Origin of the sequence: Lactobacillus sp. 3B(2020), from assembly GCF_013487845.1 — a bacterium.
Taxonomy (GTDB): domain Bacteria; phylum Bacillota; class Bacilli; order Lactobacillales; family Lactobacillaceae; genus Limosilactobacillus; species Limosilactobacillus alvi.
The window spans coordinates 2,052,324-2,074,780 of sequence record NZ_CP047410.1 but is presented as its reverse complement, the minus strand read 5'-3'; the positions used below and the strand labels follow the sequence as shown (position 1 = coordinate 2,074,780).

Here is a 22,457-nt window from a genome sequence, read left to right as displayed (position 1 = left end):
CTACTTCCTTTCTAAAAAACGCATCAGGACTGCATAGAGCAGGGCTGAGAATAACATGTCGATGAAGGTCATCCCCACAGTGTTCACAAAAATTGGTAATTGGTGACCTGCTAAGAAGATAGCGACCCCCGCAACAAAAGTGATAATGGCACTGAGGTTAAAACCACCTCGGTACCAGTATTCACCATTAATTTTACCAAATTCCGTCACGTGATAGTTACCATGGTTAATAAAGTAAAAATCAGTACAGATAATGGCGATCGTTGGACCAAGAACCATGGCAACGTAGTCAAGGAAGCTTTCAAAGGTAGTTAAGAAACTCCCGACAAACATTGGAATGAAGGTAACGAGAGTGGCTAAGGCCACAACGGTCCAGAGGGAGTACTTAAGGCGTAGCTTGGGAAAAATATTGGAAAGGGCTGATCCGGCTCCCAGTAAGTTAACCGCATTGGCCGTCATGGAAGTTAAGATAATGACGAGTAGAGCAATTACTCCAAGGCCAAGCTTGCTGGCAATGGTTGAAGGATCGGAGTTGTTGGCATCGTAAACGCCACTGGTAATTGCAATCCCAATCGTTGAGATTAAGCCAATAAAGGCAAACCAAACCACCCCAACCATGGCACCTAACCAGGGGGAGAGAATGGAATTGTGCTTGTCAGCAGTAAAACGGGTAAAGTCAGCTCCGGCGGTTACCCAGGCTAAGTTAAAGGCCGCCACGTAGTCGATGGCGGCGCCAGTTGCCATCTTTTGTTTGAGGGGAACTGACCAATGGGCAATTTGACTTAAAGAGACCGTTTTAAAGACCGCCGCAGATTCCCAAATTACAAAGATTAAAACCACGATAATGCCGATCCGTTCAATCATTTGGATCGAACGAGAACCGCTAGCAACACTGATAATGTGGAGGATACTCATAATGAGGATCCCAATAATAAGGCCCCACTCACCGTTTGGTTGGCCCCAAACTGGCCATTTAAAGAGATCGTGGAAGAGAAGACTGACGGATTGGGCAGCAATGAAAGTGTTAACGGCCGTCCAACCAATAAATTGGGTGATGTTAACCAGGGATGGAATGTAACTTCCCCGTTCCCCGAAAGAGGCCCGGGCGATGGTCATCGTCGAAACCCCGGTTTTATAACCAATGTAACCAACTAAACTTAAGAACAAGTAGGAGAGGGCTGATGAAAGGACCAAAACTTGCATTGCAACCGCAAACCCACAAGCAGCGATAACGCCACCAACAAACCAAGTTCCGTTATTAGCATTTGCGCCGACCCAAGTCGCAAACATATCCCAGCGGGTGGTGTGCCGGGCATTTAGGGGAATCGGCGTAATTTCACTCGAACTTTGTTTTTCAGCCATGATAACCTCCAGATATTAAAAAAGTCCTTCCCCCGATTGGGCAAGGACGGTAATTTTCTACTCTGGTAGTCTTAGTCTAGCTAAAGGTTACCAAGAAAGATTTACTGGTCATTTGCGCCTCACGGGACTGCATTAAATGCCAAACTGAATTTTAAATTGTAATGAGTATAGCGGTTTTAATGGGGGATGTCAATTGTCACCGTTTTACTTCGTGCTGGAGGCGATCCAATTCGAGATGATTAAAGCCGCTGTATTCAAACGTAAAGTGGTATTGCTGGCGAATCACATTTAAGACGGCGATGAGTTCATCAAATTCAAGGTCATTCAAAATGGCAATTGGCCAAGAGCGTTGCCAGTGGTGGGGGCGGCGAGAATTGAAAAACAGGTTATAACAATCATTCGGGGAATAGTAAGCTATTGCTATCCAGTAGCGGGTTTGGCGAGTCTGCTTAAAATGACGGGCAATTTGTTCACAGATCTTCTTACCGATTGGTTGGGGATTAAAACTATTCAAAACTCTGGCCCCCACTGTGACCACCAACTAGTTTTGATCGGGAAATAAAGGTACCCCCTTTTTCCAGGCTACTTGCTTTCATGATCGCCGTTTTGCCAAACTTTTGGCGAATTCTATCCATCGTGTCCTCAACGTCAATTGCCATGTTTGCGGCTCGACTTTGAAAGAGATTTAGTTGTTCGCCAAATCGTTCGCTAAGTCGACTAGCGCTAACGCTAATGTGGCGAACAGGCTGTCCTTGCCAATGTTGCTCAAAAAGTTCCAAAATTGGGAGGATTAGTTTTCGTTCATCAGCAGTTGAAACGTCGAGCTTCTTAGAGTGGGCAAACCCAGTTCGGCCATCTTCGTCGACGACACCTTTGGCATAACCAATCCCGAGGTAAACCCCGTTCGCCTGTTTATGCCGAGCCCGGAGGCGGGAAGCAACTTGGGCCGTGATTTCTTTGATAACCAATTCAATTTCCCCCTTCTTTACATAGTCCCGGGGAAGGACCTGGGAATTACCAATTGACCGGTCCCGTTTAAGGGGCTGATGACTCAATACAGTTCGGTCGATTCCCCAGGCAGTAGCGTATAAGCGGATACCCATTTGGCCCATTTCACTCTTGAGTAAATGAGGATCGGTATGAGCTAGTTGATACATACTGGTAATCCCAATTTTATTTAGGCGGGCGGCCATGCGGTGGTTAATGCCCCAGACATCCGTGATGTTTTCGATCTCCCAAATTTTCTGGGTAGCGGTGTTATTGGTAATGACCCCAATTCGTTCTTCATTATGCTTGGAATAAATATCTAAAGCGATTTTGGCTTGGAGAGGATTATTACCAACTCCAATGGTGGTAACCAGGTGCAAGCGTTCATAGACCGTCGCTTGAATTTTTTTAATTACCTTGTAAAGATTATTATCAGTTAACTTCCAAGAATGGGTGAGGTTGAGCAATGATTCATCAATTGAGTACGGCAGAATATCTTCGGGCGGGATGAACTGCTGATAGATGGCATTGACTTCGAGATTCTTTTTGATATAAAGGTTCATCCGGGGTGGAACGACTAACAGCCGGTCATCCGCGGGTAAATCTCGGGCCCGGTTGACATTATGCAAGTCAAAGAGTTCCTTAGCGGCGGGTGAGGAAGCTAAAATCAAGCCACTCCCCGTGTTATCAGCCTCAGACATGACGACTAAGGGGGTGGTGAGGGGGTCAAGGTTACGAGTAGTGCACTCTACTGTGGCGTAGAAAGACTTATTGTCGATCATTAAATAAACACCATGCGGTTCTTTTGAATAGTCCATGTACTCCACCACCCTAAACAAACGTTCTTGATAGTATTTTATAAGAGAACGAAAGTGAAAACAAGGGGGATGAATAAGCCGTATTACAGAGCGAGAAGTGTTAATGCTAAATTTTTTAAACCGGTTGGGTGCTGATTACTGGTTTGACTTTAGGAAACATCCCCGGTAGATATCGACTAGTCCATAAACTTTTAACAAGCAAGTTTCCAAAATTAGGTTACCGGTTTCTTTTTATTTCCTGGGCAATCATCCCCCAACAATGCTAGAATGGTAACCAGCATTATCGAGCGAAGGAGTTTTTTCATGAAACATCAAGCGACCCCCGTCCACGTTACCATTGGTGAACGGTTCCCCTTAACGATTAAAAAGTTAGGAATCGAAGGCCAAGGAATTGGGTATTTTAAGCATAAGGTTTGTTTTGTCCCCGGTGCCTTGCCGGGCGAAGTAATTGTGGCAGAAGTCACAAAAGTTCAAGAACGTTACCTAACCGCTAAGATCCACCGGCTTAAGCAACCAAGTAAAGAGCGAGTTACACCTAAGGATTCCGTTGCCGGGATTGCCGGGGGCTTTGAACTAGAACATCTTGCCTACCCTGCCCAACTTAAGTTTAAACGCCAAGTCGTCCTTGATAGCTTGGCAAAGTTTAAACCCCGGGGCTACAAATACTACCAGGTTAAACCAACCCTCCCGAGTCCCCAAACATACGGCTACCGTAATAAAGCCCAATTCCAAGTCCGGACCGTTGATGGCCATGTGGTGGCTGGCCTTTACCGGGCTAATAGTCATGAAGTAGTTGACCTCAAGGAATGTGCCATCCAAATACCGCAAACCATGACGGTGATGCGGTCGCTGGTAAAGTTCATCGAAGAATTACAAATTCCAACCTATGAGGAAAGTAACCACAGCGGAATTCTTAAAACGATCGCGATTCGAGAAACGACCACCGGTGAAACCCAAGTTACTTTTATTACTAACACCCCAAAGCTAATCAAAAAGCACCAACTTTTAACCCGAATTAAGGCTGAATTGCCAATGGTAACTTCAGTCATGCAAAATATTAATCCTGGTGATACGCCCTTGGTTTGGGGCGATCAAACCCTTAACTTAGCCGGTAAGGACTATGTTACCGAAAGTTTAATGGGCCTGGATTTCCAACTCTCAGCCCGCTCTTTCCTCCAACTTAATCCAATTCAAACTGAGACCTTATATGAGGAAACAGCCAAGGCCCTTGATCTAACTAAAACGGATACTTTAATTGATGCTTACGCTGGAATCGGGACAATCGGTCTTTCCTTTGCTAGCCAAGTTAAACAAGTTTTAGGAATGGAAACCATCCAAGCCGCCGTTGATGACGCTAATGAAAACGCCAAGTTGAATGGTATTAGTAATGCTCACTATGAATGTGGGGTAGCCGAAGAACTATTACCAAAGTGGCGGCAAGCGGGTCAACACTTCGATGCCTTAGTCGTCGATCCCCCACGGACAGGTTTAGACCAAAAGTTAATTGACACGATCTTGGCTGAGAAGCCGCGAAAATTTGCCTATGTTTCTTGTAACATGGCAACCTTAGCCCGAAATTTAGCTCGCTTAACGCCAACCTACCGGGTTGACTACATCCAACCCGTTGATATGCTACCGCAAACCCCACGGTGCGAAGCGGTGGTTAAATTAGTTCTAAATGAAGACTAAGCAGAATTAGTAAATGGATAGCAAAAAAGCAACCTGGTCAGTGCACCTAGGTTGCTTTTTGCTATTTATTCAGATGTTGTACCTTGAACTGTTGGAGATTATTCTCCGTTGGCTTAAGATTTTGCCAGTCTTTGGAAAGAAAGGCACTATTCATGTGGTAGTGGGGAGATGGTTGGGGATTATCCAAGAATGGTGAAATCCGCCTGTCAAAGTTGACCCAACCAGCCCAACCGATATGAATGGTATCGTTCATGAAGCCCGGTTTATTCCCGGCATGGGAGTAATCGATAATGTGGTTAAAGCCTTGCGATTGCAACTGGAACTTAATCTTATCAGCAGTCTGGTAGTACATGTGCATGTTTAAACCAGTCCGCTTTTCCCACTTAGCATTAACTGGGGTAATCATGAAAACGACGTTAGTATTGGTTTTCTTTAATTGATTTAAAACTACCTGTAAGTCCGCATATTCCGGACTTTGTAAGTAGGAGAAATGTTTCTGAGTACCGTCAATATGCTTAGCGTACCGGACTCGTTGATTGTAGAAGCTGTTAATAATCCCCAGGTTATTGTTACTTGAAGCTTTGGCATGGGCTTTAATAGCATGTTGGTAAAGGGCTTGGTAGTTATACGTCTTTGGCAATAACTTTTCCTTTGGCAAGATTCGCTTACCATAGTTGTCCTTTAAGAAGTAACCGGAGAAAAGGTCATCTTCATGGCTCAAGAGGGCAATCCGGACCTTTAAGTTTGCCTTTTCAAAACTGTTTAGGGCTTCACCCCGTTCAATTTTGTAGGCATAACTAGCGACCGTGCCGCTGTTTCCAAGAAGTTGACCGAGCCGCTTAGCCGTATACCGGTCATAAGGTGACTGCGGATTAGCTTGGTTTAACCAAACCAGGTTGGCATATGTCCCGTTATAGTACCGAAAGGCTGCGGGCATAACTCCTTTCTTAACAAACCATTGAGGTGAGATGACGAAAACAGCTTTGCCATTCTTCATTTGGGATGCCATCATGGTCATATTAAAGAGTTGCGGCAGGGATTGGGTTCCCCGGGAACCAAACATAAATGGCCGATAATGGTGGTAACGAGCCGCCATCGTAGCTGGATAGTACCGGTCCATCCGGTTAAATTCACTCGAACCAAAGAAGGGAACGTAGTGGTCCTTTTTATCACTTAAGGCTTGAACCTTTAGCGAGCGATTTTTAAAGACATTGGGACTTAACGAAACCGCCGCTTTTTGTAAGGTCGCTTGCGAATGCTCACTCTTCCAGGGAAGGGCGAATACCAATAGGGCTAATATCCCGGCGACAATGACTGGGCCAAAGATTGACCACAGTTGGTGTTTCTTAGTCATTTTGGAGTTCCTTCACCCGATCAACAATCTTATCAACGGTGTTCCAAGCATCCCGGTCAAATTCGGAAACTGGCACTTGAATATCAAATTCATCTTGTAAGGAGAGTAAGAATTGAACCGTGGCCATCGAATCAAGCATCCCATCAGCGTAAAGATCTGCTGAGTAGTCAGCGAAGTCAGCGGCGTCACGGCCAGTAGCTTGGGCTAAAAGTTCTTGAATTTGTTCTTGCATGATAAATTCCTCCAAATTTAAAAATTAATGTTTAGTGATGTCCTGGGAAGCCAAACCATAGCTTATCTAAGAAGCCACAGAAGACTAAGAAGGTTAAGACAACAAAGTTAAAAGTAACAAAACCAGCAATGAACTTGGTCAACTTCGTGGATTTAATCTTAAGGTGTTTCCGTTTGTAACGAAGCCACCAGTCGTCAACTACGAGGGCCAATCCATGCATGAAACCATAGAGAATGTAGTACCAGGTTACCCCATGCCAGAATCCCATTGTCAACATGTTAAGCATGTAAGCAACGGAGGAGAGGACATTCCGGTTCTTAAACCACTTTTTCTTAGTTGCCATAAAAACAAACCGCATGAAAATGTAGTCTCGGAACCAGAAAGAAAGGGTCATGTGCCACCGATTCCAGAACTCTTTGATGTTCTTGGAAAGGAAAGGCTTGTTAAAGTTCATCGGCGTTTCAACCCCCATCAAGTAGGAGACTGCCACGGCGAAGAAGGAGTAACCCGCAAAGTTAAAGTATAGGTGACCAGCATACATGTAAGCGACGCCGACCACCCACCAACTAAGGTGGGGAGCGTAGGCGAGTGCTCGTTGTTCCATGAAGGGATACCAAACTTGACCAAAGAAGTAGTCAATCACGAATTCATAAACGAACCCGATGAAGAGATATGGAATCGCCTTTCCAACTAAGCCGAGGTATTTTTCCCGGCTTGGGACTTTTTGGTAGTCCTTTGAGAAGCGCCGGTAGCGGTCAATTGGCCCCGAAGTAATGGTCGGCATGAAGGCCATAAAGCGGATAAACTTCCACCAATTTAGGTCTTTGACGACCCCATCCCGGGTTTCAATAATCGTTCCGGCCGCCCGGAAGGTTAGGTATGAAATCCCTAAGAAACCAAGCAAGGAGTTGTGACCAACCATTGCTGGTGAGAATTTAACGATAATAATTGGTAATAGTGATAAGAAAGTAATTAGGTAAAAGACCCAACTTGCATTTTGTTTTTGCCGGTAATGGAAATAACCAATTACAATTACGGTTTGGTAAACAATATACCCAATTAAGGAGAAAGCCTGTAAATAGCTTTGCCCATCAAACATCAAAAAGATAAAGATGAAGCTAATTAAGGCTTCATACCATTCAAACCGCTTGCCAAAGTACAAGCCAATGCCTAATGGCAGAATGGCGATTAGCAAGTAGATAAAGTAAGTTGGTGTTCCATATGCCGTAAAGTTAGGCATATCTTGAATCCATTGCAACATTACTTGTTAGCCTCCGCAATAATTTGCTTGACGGCAATCTTACCATTAGCGGACTTCGGAAAACTATCAACGTAAATAAACTGCGTTGGCATCATGTAGTCCATGATCTTTTCCTTCAAGCTTTGCCGGATGGCCTTGGTTAAATCAGCGTCCTTTTCAAAGTCGTTTGGTTCAGCAATCACATAAGCGATTAAGTGGGAAGCTTTCCCGTTTTTATCATATTTTGGAACAGCAACGGCTTGCTTAACCAGCGGACTTAGTTCGAGGCTTGAGCGCACTTCGTCCAGTTCAACCCGGAAACCGTGAAGCTTAATTTGGAAGTCCATCCGGCCGATGATATGACGAACCCCAGCTTCATCGATAAAGCCGGCATCCCCCGTCCGGTAAGATTGAACCCCGTTAACCTTAAAGAAGTTTTGAGCGGTCTTTGCCGGATTGTTAAGGTAACCCTTGGCAACACTATCCCCCGTAATGATGATTTCACCGTGTTCGCCAGGAGTAGTGATTTCATGATCTCCGTCCCAAATTGAAGTGGTAACGCCTGGCTTATCATAACCAATTGGGAGCCGCTTCATCGTTTCAGCCATTTCCTTGGTAATTTCACAACTAGTAATGGCAACGGCGGCTTCAGTTGGCCCGTATGTGTTGAAGACTTTGACGTCGGGGAACTTCGTAAAGAGCCGCTTAACGGTTGATGGGGTCAATTCTTCACCACAGAAAACCATGTGGGTGAGTTGGGGCATGTGTTCCGCATTAAATGCGGGACTCAAGAGTAACATATCCGCAAAGGATGGTGTCCCCACGAAAACGTTGAAATCAAGTTCCGGAAGGACCTTAAATAGTTGTCCAAAGTTTTGCACCACGTGGAGTGGTAAAGCTTTGATCGTTGAACCAGAAAGAAAACCATCTAACCAATAGAAGTGTGAAATGTCAAAGGAAAAAGGTGCTTGCCCTAAGTAGTTAGTTTGGGTAGGTAAGTTAAAGCGATTACCAAGCATCCAGTTAGCAAAGGATTGAATATTGTCGTGGGTTACTTCAACCCCTTTTGGTGAACCGGTCGTTCCTGAGGTAAAGAGAATGTAGAAAGTGTCATCTCCCTTAAGTTCATGGGTTAATCGGTAGTCTGCTGGGGTAGTAATAATCTTTGTGAATTCGTCCTTACTTAAAACTTGGCCGTCATAATCGACGTCATTGCTTGGAAAGTCATCAATTGCGACCACTAGGCGAGGGTTAGCCGTATTGATGATTGATTGGAGACGGGGGAGCGCCGTTCCGACTTCAACAGGAATATAAGCATGACCAGCCTTAGCGCCACCAAGGAAGCCAACTGGCATTTCAAATTGGTGGTCCCCATAATAAAGAATGGGGCTCTTGGCTGGTAAATCGGCTTGTTGGTCGAGCCAACTGGCAAATGCATTGGTGTAATTTAAAAGCTCTTGGTAAGTGTGCGTTATGCCTAATTCATTATAGGCAATCCGATCAAGGTTCATTTGAGCTACTTGATCGATGGTTTTAGTAATATTATTAACCATAGTCAATATCTCTTTCTCTGCTTAGAATTCGTTGTAAATAAATGGTGCTTGACCAATTCCAAAGTAACCATACATATAAATCAGTAACATCAAAATAATGAAGTACAGAATGGTTTTAATTACAAACGAAGCTATTGGATGGTCTTTTAGGGCCTTCATTCCATTAAGTGTCCTTTCAAAATAGTAAATCAGAATATCGCCTTTCAGTTTACCGCGATTCAAAAATTACGCGCATAAAATTCTTGAAATTTAACAAATGTTAAACTGTTTTCGAACGGGTTAAATTTTACAATGAAACATCGATGAGGGCAAGAAAAAGCTTATTATTACTATGTTTTTGTAAGTTGAACGATGGTTTTGAAGATTTAAAATTTCATGCTACTATGACTCGTTTGGAGAACATACATATGATAAAATCATAAATAGCAAAAGTTAGTTTTGGAAGGTGAGAAAAATGCGGTTTTTACATACTGCCGATTGGCATATTGGTAAGCGCCTAAACGGATTTGATCTCTTAGCAGATCAAATGGCGATGTTTAAGCAGATTGAAACGGTTGCAAAGAGGGATAAAGTAGATGCCATTGTGATTGCGGGGGACCTTTTCGACCGATCTGTGCCAAGTGAAGCAGCGGTCCAAGAACTCCGGAAGATGCTTAGTCAACTAAACTTAGCCGATCACTTTCCTTTGATAGCAATTAGTGGAAACCATGATTCGGCCCCCCGATTGGGGATGGCAAGTGAATGGTATCTTGCCAACGGTTTTCATTTAGTAACAGAATTTAAAGATGCTTTTCAGCCAGTGACGGTTGGTGATACCCAGTTTTTCTTATTACCTTTTTTTGGTTTACAAACAGCCCGGAATTATTTCCAGGATGAGCATTTAACTGACATTAACCAGATCATGGCCAAAGTGGTCGCTACCATGCAAGGACAATTTGACGCGGATAAACATCATGTTCTGGTAGCTCATTTCTTTGCGGCGGGGAGTCACCGGACGGCCGATTCAGAAACCTTAGCTGAAGTTGGTGGCTTAAGCGCAGTTGACACAAGCATATTAGCCCCGTTTGACTACGTTGCCTTAGGCCATTTGCATAATTACCGGGCTTTACTTGAAGATCGGATTAAGTACAGTGGTTCGCCATTAAAGCTGTCAGCTTCAGAAGCTGAGACGGAGAAAGGGGTTTGGATTGTTGATACTGAACCATTCAACGTACAGTGGCATCCGCTTCACCAATCACCCGAGATGGTTAAAAAGACCGGCTCCTTTGCGGAATTAACAGCACCGCAAGCTGTCGAACAAATCGATCCAGCTGATTACTACCTATTAACTTTAACCGACCAAGGCGATATTCCAGATGTCATGGCAAAATTAAGGGAGTACTATCCTAAGATCTTAAGTCTTAGTTGGACGCGAGAAAGCCATCGCCCGGTTACCCAGAAACTAAAGAAGTTAAATCAACTTGACCCGATGACCTTATTAGGTGACTTTTATCAGCAAACGACTGGTCATAAATTAACGGCCCAGCAACAAACTTGGGCCCAAACCGCTTTAAATAAGGTAGAGGAGGAAGACTAATGCGCCCCTTAACGCTTGAGTTAAAGAATTTTGGCCCGTATGACCACACGGTAGTAGATTTTCAAGAGTTTGCCAATGCTCCCTTATTCTTGGTTACGGGGAACACGGGAAGTGGCAAAACAACTTTATTTGATGCGATGGTTTTTGCCCTTTTTAACGAAACGACAAATAACCAAGAACGAAATGCAGCAGCCTTGCGGGCTGACTTTGCACCGGTTACGGAAGAAACCTGGGTTAAATTTACCTTTGAGCATGCAGGGGTAAATTATACGATCAATCGGCGGCCCAAACAGACAATTCAAAATAAGCGTGGAAAATTAATTGATCGGGGTTCCAAGGCGGACTTGACCTTTGAAAAGGATGGCGAGGTAACTGAGTTAACGCAAATTAAGGAAGTTGATAATTTTATTACTGATTTACTTCAATTGAATAAGGATCAGTTTAAGCAATTGGTCATGTTACCCCAGGGACAATTCCGGCAAGTCTTAGCTTCTTCAAGTAGTGAGAAGGAAAGCTTGTTAGAACAACTTTTTCAAACAAGCTTGTATCGCCAATGGACCGCAAGCCTAAAGCAACAGTTGAGCGAGCAAAATCAAGCAATGCAAGCCCAAGAGCAACAACTGCAAACCCTTAAGCAGAGCGAAAGTGAAGTTGATGATCAATTAGCGACGCCAGTGTGGTTAACGAAGGTCCAGGAACTGCAAACCCAGGCTCAAAGGGAATTAGAAAAAATTTTCCGGGAAATTAAAACTGGCCAAGAAAAGGTAGGTTTCGCTCAAGAGCAACTAACTGTTGCAAAAAACAAAACCCAAGCAGAAACTGAATTAGCCCAGTTAAGGCAAACGGCGGAAACATTAGTCAGGCAAGAACCAGAAATTAAAGCTAAGCAAGCAACAATTAGTCAATTGGTTTGGTACCAAGGGATCCAAGCTGATTTTTTGAAGTGGCAAGAAGCTCAGAAAAATTATGAGCAAGCAAAAGTAGCGCAACCGCAAGCTAAGGTAAGGTTAGATCAAATTCAAGCTGAAGTTGAGCAGGTTTCCCAAATCGCTACCCAATTGGCCCGCCAAACTACTACGATTGATCAACATCGGCAAACTAAATTGGCCTTAGAACAGAAGATTCCCGATTTTGAACAACGGGCAAGGTTAAAACAACAGGTTACAAGTCAAACTAATATGGTAACGGCTACGCAACAACGATTAACCGAACTTAACCAAGTCCAGAAAAGAAAGGAAAAACAGCAAGTTGAATGCCAAAACCAATTACCAGATCGCGATCAACTAACCAAAAAAGAAATCCAACTTAACCAATCCTTATCACAATTAGCAAATTGGCAAGCGGATCAAAAACAGTTAATGGCGACCCAGGTCGAGATCGAAAAAAGAGCGCAAGTTGTTAAACAAGCCGAGATCGCGGTCCAAAAGACTAACCAGAACCTTCAAGAAGCCAAAGCCAATTTGGCTCAGCAAAAAGATGGTTTTGCGCGGAACGTAATTGCTCGACTGGCTCAAGACCTGCTACCCGGGGAAGCATGCCCAGTTTGTGGGAGCTTAGATCATCCGCATGTAGCGGCCATTAAACCAACGGAAAAAGTAGTCACTGAAGAAGCCGTTCAAGAAGCCCAAAATCAAGTTGATCAAGCACTTAAAGTAGTTAGTCAGGCCCAAACGAATGCTGATCATGCCCAAGCCGATTTAGTGGCAACTAAGCAAACGATGATGGATCAATTAACGAAACTAGCAACTAGTTTGCAGGTTAAGAGCAAGCTAGCTGATGTTAAGCAAGCTTTAAAGACCCGGGCTGAAACTTTAACTAAGCAACAAGCAACGATTAAAGCAGAAAAACAAAAGTACCAAGCCCTTCAAACTGAGCTCACAAACATAGGTGACCAGTTAACGAGCCTAAGGGAGCAAATTGATCAACAAACCCATCAATTCCAAACGCTTAAGGAAGGTTTAGCCGGTCGGCAAGCCCAGTTGACAAGCTTGGATCAGCGGTTGGGGAGCCAGACCCTCGAAGAAGTCCAGACTCAGATTAAGGACTTAACAAAGAAGGTTACGGAGTTTGAACAGAAACAAGAAGCCAATCAACACCAGCAACAGGTTGCTAAGGAAGCCTTGGCAGTTGCTAAAACAGAATTGGGCCAACTGCAACAGCAAGCTAAGGATGCCAATCAGCAACGGCAAGAATTGCAGCAGAAATTGATCGCCGCGTTAGCAGAATTTAATCCTGACCTAGATTGGGAATTTTTAACGGGAGCGCAGAAACAAATTGGCCAACTTACTGATTTGCAAGCAGCGGTTAATCAGTATCAACAAGCCATTGCCGCAAATCAAGCCCAACAAAAACAGGTTCAAATTCGGCTCGAAAAAGTTACCACAGCGCTACCGATTGAATCGGCACAAAAAGCATTGGCAGAAGCGCAAAAGCAGTTAAACTTGTTGTTAGCTAACCAAGGCCAACAACAAGAACAGGTTAGTCGCCGCCAAACCCTAATTAAGAAGGTAACCCAAATTGTTGAGAACCAGGCCGATCAACTAGCCCGCCAAACGGAGTTAAATACCTTAGTTAAGGTCGTGACTGGAAATAGTGAAACTAAGTTAAGCCTTGAACGGTATGTTTTAAAGAGCTACTTCAGCCAAGTTTTGCAGGTTGCAAACGAATATCTTATTCGTTTATCCCAACAGCGATATGAATTTAAGCTTGATGATCAAGTTGGGCATGGTAATGGTCAAAAGTGGGCCGGCCTTGAAATTAATGTACATGATAATCATGTTGGCCGGGATCGGAGTGCCCGGACCCTTTCCGGTGGGGAAAGCTTTATTGCTTCACTTTCCTTAGCGCTTGGCCTTAGTGAAGTTATTCAACGGCAAGCTGGAGGAGTAAAAATTGAAGCCCTCTTCATTGATGAAGGGTTCGGTTCACTTGACCAAACTGCCTTACAAACGGCTTTGAATGCTTTACTTGAAATTCAGGGTTCCCGGATGATTGGAGTTATCAGCCACGTTACAGAATTAAAAGAACAGATTGGCGATCAATTAGTGGTAACTAGCCAAAATGGTCGAAGCGAAGTTTCCTATCGTCATGGAAATGAAATTTAGGTTTTCGGTTGAACTTAGGATTAAAACCGGCTAAAATAACTGTCAGATATTAAACACGGAACGTACTTTAAGTAGGCCTTTAGAGAGCTTCTGGGTGGTGAAAAGAAGTAGCTGAATTTCCGGTACGGTAAATGTGGGCGGGTAATGCCGCACGGTCAATGGCCGTTATCCATCTTTTGAGGGTGCTTTTTAAGCAAACTTGGGTGGTACCGCGGAACAGGAGTCATTTCGTCCCAATCATTTGGATGAATGGCTCCTTTTTTGATACCTAAGATATGATTTGGAGGAATTGCAATGTTAGATTTAAAGAAGATCCGGCGGCAACCAGATTGGTATAAGGAAAAGTTAGCAACCCGGGGCGTTAAGGCCGAAGAAATTGATGAAGTTTTGGCCCTTGATGCTAAGCGGCGGGAATTGTTGCAGAAGACCGAAACTTTGAAGGCGCAACGAAATGAAGCTTCCAAGAAGATTGGGGAAGCTAAGCGGAATGGCGAATCAGCGGATGAAGCAATTGCGGCTATGCAAAAAATTGGGGGCGACATTAAAGCGCTTGATGAACAAGTTGCGCAAAATGATGAAGTTTTATTCGATAAGATGTCGCGTCTACCAAACGTTCCTCATGAAGGGGTTCCGGTTAGCCTAACTGAAGAAGGGGCCAAAGAACTTCGGAAAGTCGGCGAAATCCGGCACTTTGACTTTGAACCAAAGCATCACTGGGACATTGGTGAACAACTTGGAATCTTGGACTTCGATCGGGCAGCTAAGGTTTCTGGGGCACGGTTCGTTTACTACATTGGTTTAGGGGCCCAATTGGAACGGGCCGTTTACAACTTCATGTTAGATGAACACATGAAGGAAGGCTACACGGAAGTCTTACCACCATACATTGTTAATGCGCACGCGATGTACGGGACGGGACAATTCCCTAAGTTTAAGGAAGATGTTTACCAAGTTAATGGGGAAGATATGACCTTGATTCCAACTGCTGAAGTACCATTAACAAACTACTTTGGGAACGAAGTCATCCCAACGGAAAAGCTTCCAATCTATGTAACAGCTTTAACGCCAAGTTTCCGGTCTGAAGCTGGCTCTGCTGGTCGGGATACCCGGGGATTGATTCGGATGCACCAATTTAACAAGGTAGAAATGGTTAAGTACACGAAGGCTGATCAATCATGGGATGAACTTGAAAAGATGACGGCTAATGCCGAAAATATCTTGAAGAAGCTCGGCTTGCCATACCACGTAATTACCCTAACGACGAGTGACATGAGTTTCACGGCTTCTGAAACTCATGACCTTGAACTTTGGATGCCAGCCCAAAACAAGTACCGGGAAGTATCTTCTTGCTCAAACTGCTTGGACTTCCAAGCTCGGCGTTTACACATGCAATACCGGGATGAAGATGGTAAGCTCCAATATGTGCATACCTTGAACGGGTCTGGACTTGCTGTTGGCCGGACAGTCGCCGCAATCTTGGAAAACTACCAAAACGAAGACGGTTCTGTTACGGTTCCGGAAGTCTTGGTTCCATACTTCCACGGGATTACTAAGATCACTAAGGAAAACGCGGTGCCATTTAACAACAAGTAAAGTTGGGTAGGACCATTAAAAAGTAAAAAGTCGGTTCACTGCTGGATCGGCTTTTTTTATTTAAATTATGATAAAATAAGTGTAAAAATAAAAGAACGGAGGAGGATTTTGGTGAAAGCGGCAGGATGGTTAAGAACCAGCTGTGGCGGACAGGGACGCTAGGGTTAGCAATTCAGCTGGTACGATTACTAATCATTTATGAAAGGAAAAATAATGCGTCCAAAAACAATGAAATTAAAGTGGCTTTTTGTCGCGAGTTTATTAAATAACACGGGTTCCGCGCTACTCTGGCCGTTGATTACCGTGTATGTCCACGACTATTTACACGAAACTATGACGGTTGCCGGAATCGTGATGTTCTTTATCTCAATGTCAATGATGGCCGGTAATTATGTTGGGGGCTGGTTGTTTGACCACTGGAAACCTTACCGAGCAGCGATGGTTACCGTTTTGGTGGCAACGATTGCTACCATAATATTAATTTTCTTCCACGGTTGGCCGATTTTTGCGATCCTGCTTTGTATTGTCAGTTTTGCAGATGGTTCTAGCTTGACGATCATTAACGCTTACGGAACTGCCGTAACTAGTAAGTCAACCCGCTATATTTTTAACGCTTTGTACATGGCAATGAACGTTGGGGTTGTAATTGGGACCTTGCTAGTTGGGGTCTTATTACCAATAAGTCCAACCTTAACTTTTACGGTGACGGCAGGCGCTTACGTGATCTTTAGTTTGGTGACGGTCGTAACCTTCAATGTTCCCGTTCAAAAAACAAAGAAACAAGTTCAAACTATTAGTAAGCAGAAGAAAAGTAGTCGGCAGGGCATTCATCTAGTTTATGCGCTTTGTTTATGTTTAATGACTGTATACCTTGCTTATTCGCTTTGGGAAACAGTGATGGCGGTGCGGATTACTGATATGGGAATTCCCTTCTTTGCCTACAGCTTATTGTGGACAATTAACGGCGCAATTATCGTAATTTTCCAACCGTTAGTGCCAAACCTAGCGAAGGTAATGTCAATTCGAACTCAGATTGAATTGGGGATTTTGATCTTTGCGGCTTCGTTTTTACTTCTGACCTTTGCCCGCACCTTTACCATGTTTGTGATTACCTTTGTGATCTTAACGATTGGGGAAATGACGGGAATTCCGGCAGTCCCAGCTTATATTGCTCAATTAACCGACCCCAGTGAAACGGGAAAGTACCAAGGAATGCCAAACATCGCTATGTCAATTGGCCGGGCAATTGGGCCGTTCCTCGGTGGCCTTGTAATTGATTGGTTTAATTACGAAGCCTTATTTATTTTTGCTTTTGGAATTATTACGGTAACCCTTGTCTACGTAGCGATTTACGCTCGACAAAAATTTGGAATTGCAAAACATTAAATTAAGTAGTTGCCAACTTGACTATCCCTATGGTAAGATTATTTTTGCTTAAATGATGACCCGTTGGTCAAGTTGGTTAAGACACCAGCCTTTCACGCTGGTAACATGGGTTCGAGTCCCGTACGGGTCATTGTCGCCTCACCGTTGATGCGGTGGGGCTTTTTTCGTATACCATATCACAGTGAGCTAATATATTGCCGGCTTCTTTAGTGATAAAGTAAAATGATTCTAAACTAAAAAGGAGGCGGCCAAATTGATAATTACGGTAAAGGAGCTTGATTATCAAGTCGATGACCATCAAATTTTACAGCAAATTAATCTTGAAGTAGCAAAAGGTGATTACCTGACGATTGCTGGTCCTTCGGGAAGTGGAAAAAGTACTTTTCTGAAGTTACTAGCTGGATTTTTAACCCCAAGTAAGGGTGAAATTAACTTCAAGGGGAAGCCCCAGAAGACTTATCCAATCCCAACTTACCGACAACAAGTTTCTTATTGTATCCAGCAACCTTTGCTGTTTGGGGAAACGGTAGCGGATAACTTTGCGTTTCCGTATGAAATTACCAACCAAGCAGTTGATCATGACCGGATTAACCACCTCCTTAAATCGGTTGATCTGCCAACGGACTATGTTGAGAAGGGGATAACTGAACTTTCTGGTGGGGAACGGCAACGGGTCGCCCTAGTAAGAAATCTTTTATTGGAACCAGCAGTCTTACTTTTAGATGAAGTTACTACTGGGTTAGATAAAGAATCAAAACAAATTGTCCTCAATTTACTAGAGGCGGAGCATCAACGGGGGAAAACTTTAATTAAAGTCACCCACGATAACGAAGAAATTGCTGCCGCAAGCCACTTACTCCACATGAAAGAAGGTCACTTGGTCAATGAGTAATAACCTTACCGTTTCAAACTTATCGTTAGTCATTGCTGCTTTAGGGATGTTGTTAGCGATTGGGATTAGTACGAAAGAAAAACTAGGTCTCCATAAAGATATTATTTATTCAGTTTGCCGGGCGATTATCCAATTGACCATCGTCGGGTATGTCCTAAAAGGAGTTTTCCACGTAGCGAATATCTGGTTAACCCTGGCCTTATCACTAATTATTATTGTGAACGCTTCGTGGAATTCTTACCAACGGAACGGTAAACAAAAGCAGGGCTTTTTATATTCTTTCGTGGCGATTTTTTGTAGCACCACTTTTACGATTGGTTTGTTGGTTCTTTCGGGTTCGATTAAGCCAATCGCCCAACAACTAGTCCCAATTACAGGGATGGTGGCGTCAAATTCAATGGTGGCAATCGGGTTAGCTTTCCGGTCAATGCGGACTCAGTATAAGCAACAGGAACAACAAGTCAACGAAATGTTGGCATTGGGGGCAACGGCCGCTCAAGCTTCAAAGGCTATTATCAGGGAAAGTATCAAAACGGCGATGCAACCAACGATTGATTCCGCTAAGACAGTTGGGTTAGTGGCCTTACCAGGGATGATGTCTGGGTTAATCTTTGCCGGCGTTGATCCGGTTTACGCCATCAAATATCAAATTATGGTGGTCTTTATGTTACTTTCGGCGACGAGTTTGGGTTCGGTAATTGCAATTTACTTATCCTACCGGAGTTACTTTACCGACCGACTACAACTAAAAGTGCCCCGCTAATTGAGAAAAATTATGATGTTCTGTGCTTAGAAGAGTAAACTCTTTTATTTCCCGGGAAATTCTGTGGTAAAATGGAAAACGAATTTCATTGAGAGTGGTCCTTTTTTAGTCCACTCTCTTTGCTTGCATAAAGTAAATATGAAGAGAGGATCTTTTTGTAATGGATAAAAAGGTAAGAGTTCGGTATGCACCTAGTCCAACGGGCTTCTTGCACATTGGGAATGCACAATCAGCACTATTTAACTACCTCTTCGCCCGTCACTTTGGGGGAACGATGGTACTGCGGATCGAAGACACTGACTTGGCCCGGAACGTTGACCATGGGGAAGAATCCCAAATGGAAAACCTTCACTGGTTAGGGATTGACTGGGATGAAGGTCCAAATAAGCCCAATCCAAAGTACGCTCCATACCACCAAACGGAACGGAACGACAAAGGAATTTACCAAAAGTACATCCAAGAACTGTTAGATAAGGGTATTGCTTACAAGGACTTCGCCACGGAAGAAGAATTGCAAGCAATGCGGGAACAACAAAAAGCTAACGGCGAAGCTCCGCACTATGATGGCCGTTGGTATGGTGCGTCTGAAGAAGACATTAAAGCTGCTGAAGCAAAGGGCTTGCAGCCAAGTATCCGGATCCACCTGCCCCAAAACCACGTATACGAATGGGATGACTGGGCATTAGGCCACATCGAATTTAACTCGGACAATTTGGGTGGCGACTTTGTTATCCAAAAGAGTAATGGTTTGCCAACCTACAACTTTGCCGTGGTAGTTGATGACCACTTGATGGAAATCACCGATGTTATTCGGGGGGCGGACCACATTTCTAACACGCCAAAGCAAATGGCAATTTACGAAGCATTGGGCTTTGACCACCCTCACTTCTGCCACATCTCATTAATCTTCAACCCAGCTACGGGGAAGAAGCTTTCTAAGCGGGATGCGAACACCTTGCAATTCATCAGCCAATACCATCGTCACGGTTACTTGAGCGAAGCCATTTTCAACTTCATCGCCTTCTTAGGTTGGTCACCAGTGGGTGAACAAGAAATCTTCTCCAAGGAAGAATTAATCAAGGCTTACGATCCTAAGCGGATGTCAAGTTCACCAGCTTACTTCGACCAGCGGAAGTTAGACTGGATCAACGCGCAATACATCAAGAAGATGGATGTTGATGAATTAGCTGACCGGGCGTTAACTTTGGTTCACGAAAATGACTCCGAAGAAGCTAACCAATTAGCTGACTTGAAGTTGGATGACGCCACTTTGAAGGACTTGTTGGTTAAGGTCATCAAGATCCACCAACGGGACGTTACTAAGTTGATCGAAGTCCTACACTATGCTTGGTTCTACGCAACGGTGCTTGACCAAGACTTGTCATACGACGATTTCAACGACCTTGACGCTGCAGAAACTAAGCAGGTCTTAGCCGGGATTAAGGCTGGGATTGAAGCCTTTGATGGGCAACCAACGGCCGCTGATTACAGTGCTTTAATTAAGCAAGTTGGTAAGGATACTGGCGTTAAGGGCCGGAAGCTGTACTTCCCATTAAACATTACCTTTACTGGGAAGAGTTCCGCTCCTGAAATTAACGAAATTATGGCCGTTTACCCAGCTGGCACAAACTTGACCTTATTAGACAAGGCAATGGCCGCTTTGAACTAGGGTTAGATAAAATAATTAAGAGAGGTCGGGAAGAAACTAGTGTTTCTTCCCGGCCTCTTGTCATCTCCGAAGGTTCTCAGTAACTATGGTCAAAACAGTAGCTGAATGGTAGTTGTAACGGTCACACCAACCGATAACCACCTAATAGCGGTAGCTAGTTATGATTGGAAATGATGTTTGGATTGGCGGTCAATTGATAATATTTCTAGGAGTTGCAATTGGAAATAAGATAGTCGTTGCCGCTGGGAGTGTTTTTACCAAGGATATTCCTGATAACAGCCAATTTTGGGGTCCCGGTCAAGGCGATTCGGTAGCGAAAGAATAAACTGGTAAATTGTTTTTAAAAGTATATCTAAAGTATGTCAAAAGTATGTTATAATTTGAAAAAGGAGGAGATTATTATGAGTAATACACCGACTACTATTCGTTTAGATGATGAATTAAAAGAAGCAGTTACCCCAATTCTTAATACTGTAGGGATGAGTTTAAATACTTATATTAATTTGGCGTTACGACAACTTGTCTTGCAAAAGAAGGTTCCCTTTGAAATCTTAACTGGACCAGTTTCAAAGATAAATGTGACTGGTGAGTTACCAAGAGATGGACAAGATTTACCAAAAGGAATTGGGGATGCTCTGTTGAAAATGGGGCGGTAGACATTAACTATTGAAGACCTAATAAAAAAGGTGGCCAACTTTGATCAAAAGTGGCTACCTTTTTCTGTTATCTAAAACTAATTTTACAAGTTAACATCCATCTTGAAAGTCAATTTGGAAAGGCCAATTCCTTGCGTAATTAACTTAGCAAGGAGTTGCTTGGTATCGTGTTCAACCTTGTCTAACATCTCAGTTTGGGCTTTGTTCAAGACAACAGTGGCTGCCTTAGCGTCCATGCCAGCCGTCTTTTCAGCCGTTTGGGCAACCCAGGTGTGGAAGTATTGCCGTAAGTTCTTGAGGTAATCAAGGTCCGCTTGGGCAAATTCGGCGTGGTGGGCTTCCACCATGACAGCTAGACGGTTGAAGAGCCAGTAGAAGCTTGGATTATCTAAGTCCAGTTCAACTGGAGTGTTTCGCATCCGGGCGTCGGCTTCGTCAGCGTTTCCAAAGAGGGGCAGGTATGGCGTGAAGGTAGGAACTCCCCCGAAAGTCATCCACATGATTGTTTGAGCATGTTCTGGCAAATTCGGGTTAATTTGTAAGACGTGGGAGTTCTGAGTCCGGTTAAGGGAAATTGGCCGGTAAAGATGCTTTTCTTGTTCCGTTCCCTCGTGACCTAGCGGATCATATGGCGTATTTTGGTAGTGACTGCTAAGGTAGTATTCAACGTCTTCCAAGGAGATTAGCCGGTCACTTTTCATTACGAAGGGCAGGTCAAAATCAGTCGGTTCAAACTTCAATTCTGGATTAAAAAGCTTGTGACCGTACCATTGCCGGGGAGTGTTGTAGTGTTGATCAAAAACGTCAGCGGTCCCAAAGATCCGGCGGAAGTTCCATCCTTTTCGATCAGGATTCAAGTGGTGATCGGCTACGAATGCTTGGATTCCATCGGACCACATGAAGTTGGCTGGATCGTCAAAGTTAACTTCTTGAATGGCAATCCGGTTTCCGGTCAAGGCATAACAATCGTCTGGGATCCGTTGGGCAACCCAGTGGTGACCAGTTACGATTTCCATGTACCAAACTTCATTTTTGTCAGCGAAGATGACCCCGTTACCTTCGGCGGAACCGTACTTGGCAACTTGTTGCCCGAGATATTGCACTCCTTCCTTAGCGGAATTGATAAACGGTAAGGTGAGGGCGACAATCACGTCTTCGTTGATCCCAGATTCAGTATTTAAGGGGTCAAAAGCTAAAACCCGTTCGTTAGCGTAAACACTTTCGGTAGCGGACATGGCAACGTTCTTTTCGTTAAAGCCGTTTTCGTCGTAAACCCCTTCCTTGGTTAATTCTACATTTGGAACCCCTTGGTAACGGTAACCATCGGCTGGCCGGTCACCAACAAAGTGGTTTAAGTATGACTTTACCTGGTTTGGGTGGTTATGGTAAGCCGGGTAAACGACATAGCGTTGCGGGGTTACTGGCAAAAAGGTGTCATCGTTGCGGGCGGCCATTACGGAGCCGTCAAGTGAAGCCTTTTTCCCAACTAAAATAGTGGTGCAAGATGAATGACGAGTTTCCATGTTAATTTCCTCTTTCTATATTGATAATTACTTTGATTTTAGGCGTTTTAAAGGGTAGAA

At 43.9% G+C, this 22,457-nt stretch carries 18 protein-coding genes, 1 tRNA gene and 1 pseudogene; 11 read left to right on the top strand and 9 right to left on the bottom strand.

What is annotated here, in order from left to right:
• From GTO83_RS10255 to GTO83_RS10245, 3 genes are all read right to left on the bottom strand, one after another.
• Positions 1-1,362 carry a cytosine permease gene (locus tag GTO83_RS10255; protein ID WP_180870965.1) on the bottom strand — a complete coding sequence of 454 codons (1,362 nt, stop codon included), beginning with the start codon at positions 1,360-1,362 and terminating at the stop codon, positions 1-3.
• 196 nt (positions 1,363-1,558) lie between these two features.
• Positions 1,559-1,876 (bottom strand): hypothetical protein, encoded by a 318-nt coding sequence (locus GTO83_RS10250; protein ID WP_180870964.1) that lies wholly within the window; start codon positions 1,874-1,876, stop codon positions 1,559-1,561.
• The gene (locus tag GTO83_RS10245) at positions 1,869-3,167 is read right to left on the bottom strand and encodes a Y-family DNA polymerase (RefSeq protein WP_180870962.1); all 1,299 of its coding nucleotides are present in this window, start codon (positions 3,165-3,167) and stop codon (positions 1,869-1,871) included. The genes GTO83_RS10250 and GTO83_RS10245 overlap by 8 nt, the downstream gene beginning before the upstream one ends.
• 303 nt (positions 3,168-3,470) lie before the next feature.
• Here GTO83_RS10245 and rlmD point away from each other — a divergent pair, with 303 nt between their 5' ends.
• Positions 3,471-4,856 carry a 23S rRNA (uracil(1939)-C(5))-methyltransferase RlmD gene (rlmD, locus tag GTO83_RS10240; RefSeq protein WP_239457921.1) on the top strand — a complete coding sequence of 462 codons (1,386 nt, stop codon included), beginning with the start codon at positions 3,471-3,473 and terminating at the stop codon, positions 4,854-4,856.
• A 61-nt stretch (positions 4,857-4,917) separates the two neighbouring features.
• On the opposite strand, the gene dltD is transcribed toward rlmD, so the two are convergent.
• The 5 genes from dltD to GTO83_RS10215 are packed head-to-tail and all read right to left on the bottom strand — an operon-like array spanning position 4,918 to position 9,394.
• The gene (gene dltD / locus GTO83_RS10235) at positions 4,918-6,210 is read right to left on the bottom strand and encodes a D-alanyl-lipoteichoic acid biosynthesis protein DltD (RefSeq protein ID WP_180870958.1); all 1,293 of its coding nucleotides are present in this window, start codon (positions 6,208-6,210) and stop codon (positions 4,918-4,920) included.
• Positions 6,203-6,442 carry a D-alanine--poly(phosphoribitol) ligase subunit DltC gene (gene dltC / locus GTO83_RS10230; protein ID WP_180870956.1) on the bottom strand — a complete coding sequence of 80 codons (240 nt, stop codon included), beginning with the start codon at positions 6,440-6,442 and terminating at the stop codon, positions 6,203-6,205. Before dltC ends, dltD begins: the two co-directional genes overlap by 8 nt.
• Positions 6,443-6,473: 31 nt before the next feature.
• Positions 6,474-7,703: a D-alanyl-lipoteichoic acid biosynthesis protein DltB gene (dltB, locus tag GTO83_RS10225; protein ID WP_180870954.1), complete on the bottom strand. Its 1,230-nt coding sequence runs from the start codon at positions 7,701-7,703 to the stop codon at positions 6,474-6,476.
• The gene (gene dltA, locus GTO83_RS10220; protein ID WP_180870953.1) at positions 7,703-9,235 is read right to left on the bottom strand and encodes a D-alanine--poly(phosphoribitol) ligase subunit DltA; all 1,533 of its coding nucleotides are present in this window, start codon (positions 9,233-9,235) and stop codon (positions 7,703-7,705) included. Before dltA ends, dltB begins: the two co-directional genes overlap by 1 nt.
• A 21-nt stretch (positions 9,236-9,256) precedes the next feature.
• Positions 9,257-9,394 (bottom strand): teichoic acid D-Ala incorporation-associated protein DltX, encoded by a 138-nt coding sequence (locus tag GTO83_RS10215; RefSeq protein WP_180870951.1) that lies wholly within the window; start codon positions 9,392-9,394, stop codon positions 9,257-9,259.
• A 295-nt stretch (positions 9,395-9,689) separates the two neighbouring features.
• Here GTO83_RS10215 and GTO83_RS10210 point away from each other — a divergent pair, with 295 nt between their 5' ends.
• From GTO83_RS10210 to GTO83_RS10165, 10 genes and pseudogenes are all read left to right on the top strand, one after another.
• Complete coding sequence (locus GTO83_RS10210) at positions 9,690-10,811, top strand: exonuclease SbcCD subunit D (protein ID WP_180870949.1); 1,122 nt, start codon at positions 9,690-9,692, stop codon at positions 10,809-10,811.
• Positions 10,811-13,915 (top strand): AAA family ATPase, encoded by a 3,105-nt coding sequence (locus tag GTO83_RS10205; RefSeq protein ID WP_180870947.1) that lies wholly within the window; start codon positions 10,811-10,813, stop codon positions 13,913-13,915. Before GTO83_RS10210 ends, GTO83_RS10205 begins: the two co-directional genes overlap by 1 nt.
• A gap of 294 nt (positions 13,916-14,209) precedes the next feature.
• Positions 14,210-15,508, top strand: coding sequence for a serine--tRNA ligase (gene serS / locus GTO83_RS10200; RefSeq protein ID WP_180870945.1), 1,299 nt, complete (start codon positions 14,210-14,212; stop codon positions 15,506-15,508).
• Positions 15,509-15,721: 213 nt separating this feature from the next.
• On the top strand, positions 15,722-16,894 hold the full coding sequence (locus GTO83_RS10195) for an MFS transporter (protein ID WP_180870943.1): 1,173 nt from the start codon (positions 15,722-15,724) through the stop codon (positions 16,892-16,894).
• A gap of 57 nt (positions 16,895-16,951) precedes the next feature.
• Positions 16,952-17,024: transfer RNA gene (locus tag GTO83_RS10190), tRNA-Glu, on the top strand.
• A gap of 123 nt (positions 17,025-17,147) precedes the next feature.
• Positions 17,148-17,786, top strand: a complete 639-nt coding sequence (locus GTO83_RS10185; protein ID WP_180870942.1) for an ATP-binding cassette domain-containing protein — start codon at positions 17,148-17,150, stop codon at positions 17,784-17,786.
• Positions 17,779-18,549 (top strand): iron export ABC transporter permease subunit FetB, encoded by a 771-nt coding sequence (gene fetB, locus GTO83_RS10180; protein ID WP_180870940.1) that lies wholly within the window; start codon positions 17,779-17,781, stop codon positions 18,547-18,549. Before GTO83_RS10185 ends, fetB begins: the two co-directional genes overlap by 8 nt.
• Before the next feature lie 160 nt (positions 18,550-18,709).
• Positions 18,710-20,218, top strand: a complete 1,509-nt coding sequence (gene gltX / locus GTO83_RS10175) for a glutamate--tRNA ligase (protein ID WP_180870938.1) — start codon at positions 18,710-18,712, stop codon at positions 20,216-20,218.
• A 157-nt stretch (positions 20,219-20,375) separates the two neighbouring features.
• Positions 20,376-20,532: pseudogene (locus GTO83_RS10170) on the top strand (DapH/DapD/GlmU-related protein); the annotation flags it as partial.
• Between the two features lie 87 nt (positions 20,533-20,619).
• Positions 20,620-20,874, top strand: coding sequence for a type II toxin-antitoxin system RelB/DinJ family antitoxin (locus GTO83_RS10165; protein ID WP_180870936.1), 255 nt, complete (start codon positions 20,620-20,622; stop codon positions 20,872-20,874).
• Between the two features lie 83 nt (positions 20,875-20,957).
• Here the strand turns inward: GTO83_RS10165 and GTO83_RS10160 are convergent, their stop codons facing one another.
• A complete protein-coding gene (locus GTO83_RS10160) occupies positions 20,958-22,397 on the bottom strand; it encodes a C69 family dipeptidase (RefSeq protein WP_180870934.1) in 1,440 nt (479 codons plus the stop codon).
• Positions 22,398-22,457: the final 60 nt, after the last annotated feature.